Here is a 1,272-nt window from a genome sequence, read left to right on the forward strand (position 1 = left end):
GTGCCGGCCCGCGCCAGGTAGGTGGGGGCGGCGCACAGGGTGCTGTGACAGGGGGCTAGGCGGCGGGCGACCAGGCTCGAATCTTCCAGCTCGCCGATGCGCACCGCCACGTCGAACCCCTCGGCCACCAGATCCTGCTGGGCGTCGCTCATCTCCAGCTGCAACTGCAGCTCGGGATAGAGGGCGAGAAATTCGGGGATAAGGGGGGCTATGTGGCGCCGGCCATAGACCATGGGCACAGTCACTCGCAGCAGGCCGCGCGGCGCCGACTGCAGGGCGCCGATGGCATCTTCCCCGTCGCGGGCCAGACGCACCGCATGGTGTACCGTCTCGAAGTAGCGCTCCCCTGCCTCTGTCAGGGTGAGGGAGCGGGTGGTGCGGTAGATGAGCTGGCAACCGAGCTGCTGCTCAAGCTGGCTCACCTTCTTGCTCAGTACCGACTTGCTGAGGCCGAGCTGGCGGGCGGCGCCGGAGAAAGTGCCTGCCTCCACCACAGCGACGAAGGCGGGGAGCAGGGCGAAGGCATCCTGGTTCATGTTGTTCTCAATATGGAAACAATGTTGTTCCTAAATGGTAGATTATCCCCATATCGAAAACAATTTACCCTGCTCCTCTGTTCAACCAAGGAGTGACCCCATGATCCCCCCTCTTATTGACCGCCGCCCAGGACGCCTCCAGACAATCGGCGCCCTGGCCGCCTTCGCCGCTGGCCTGCTGCTGGCGCTGATGATCGCCCAGAACGGTGCCTTGGCCCGCGCCACCGATCCCTGGCTCGCGAGCTGGCTCGCCCACGGGGTCGGCAGCCTGGTGGCCGCGCTCTTGTGGTGGCTGGCCCCACGGCCCCAGGGGCCGCAGTCTGCTCCGCCCTGGGCGTGGCTTGGCGGCCTGCCGGGGGCGCTCACTGTGGTGCTGGCGGCCCTGTGTCTCAACTCGCCGCTGGGCATGGCGGGCACCCTCGCCCTGCTGTTGCTGGGCCAGTTGCTGTTTGGCGCCCTGTGCGACGCCAGAGGCTGGTTCGGGCTGGTCCGCCGCCGCCCATCAGGGAAGGACGTGCTCGCCGCCCTGCTGGTGATGGTCGGCGCCCTGCTGATCGTGCTGCGTTAGGAGAGAACCATGACCCTCTTGATCCTGCTGGGACTGCTCAACGGCGTGGCGGTTAGTCTGTCGCGTACCCTCAATGGCCGCCTCGTCAGCGCCCGGGGCGCCATGACGGCCTCCCTCGCCAACCACCTGCTCGGCTTCGTGCTACTCGGCGCCCTGCTCATCCTCAAG

Annotated in this window: 3 protein-coding genes; 2 read left to right on the forward strand and 1 reads right to left on the reverse strand. The window is 67.1% G+C overall.

Translation table 11 applies throughout. The annotated features are described in order from the left end of the window. Nucleotides 1-536: LysR family transcriptional regulator (locus AAC083_RS09560; RefSeq protein WP_146181637.1), on the reverse strand; the 536-nt coding region annotated here is incomplete at its 3' end. Nucleotides 537-636: 100 nt separating this feature from the next. Between AAC083_RS09560 and AAC083_RS09565 the strand changes: the two genes are divergently transcribed. Together AAC083_RS09565 and AAC083_RS09570 are read left to right on the forward strand one after the other, a co-directional pair. Next, nucleotides 637-1,104, forward strand: a complete 468-nt coding sequence (locus AAC083_RS09565) for a DMT family transporter (protein WP_042038443.1) — start codon at nt 637-639, stop codon at nt 1,102-1,104. 9 nt (nt 1,105-1,113) lie between these two features. Beyond that, nucleotides 1,114-1,272: DMT family transporter (locus AAC083_RS09570; protein WP_181364703.1), on the forward strand; the 159-nt coding region annotated here is incomplete at its 3' end.

The organism is Aeromonas sp. HMWF014 (assembly GCF_963878295.1).
Classification (GTDB): Bacteria; Pseudomonadota; Gammaproteobacteria; order Enterobacterales; family Aeromonadaceae; genus Aeromonas; species Aeromonas popoffii.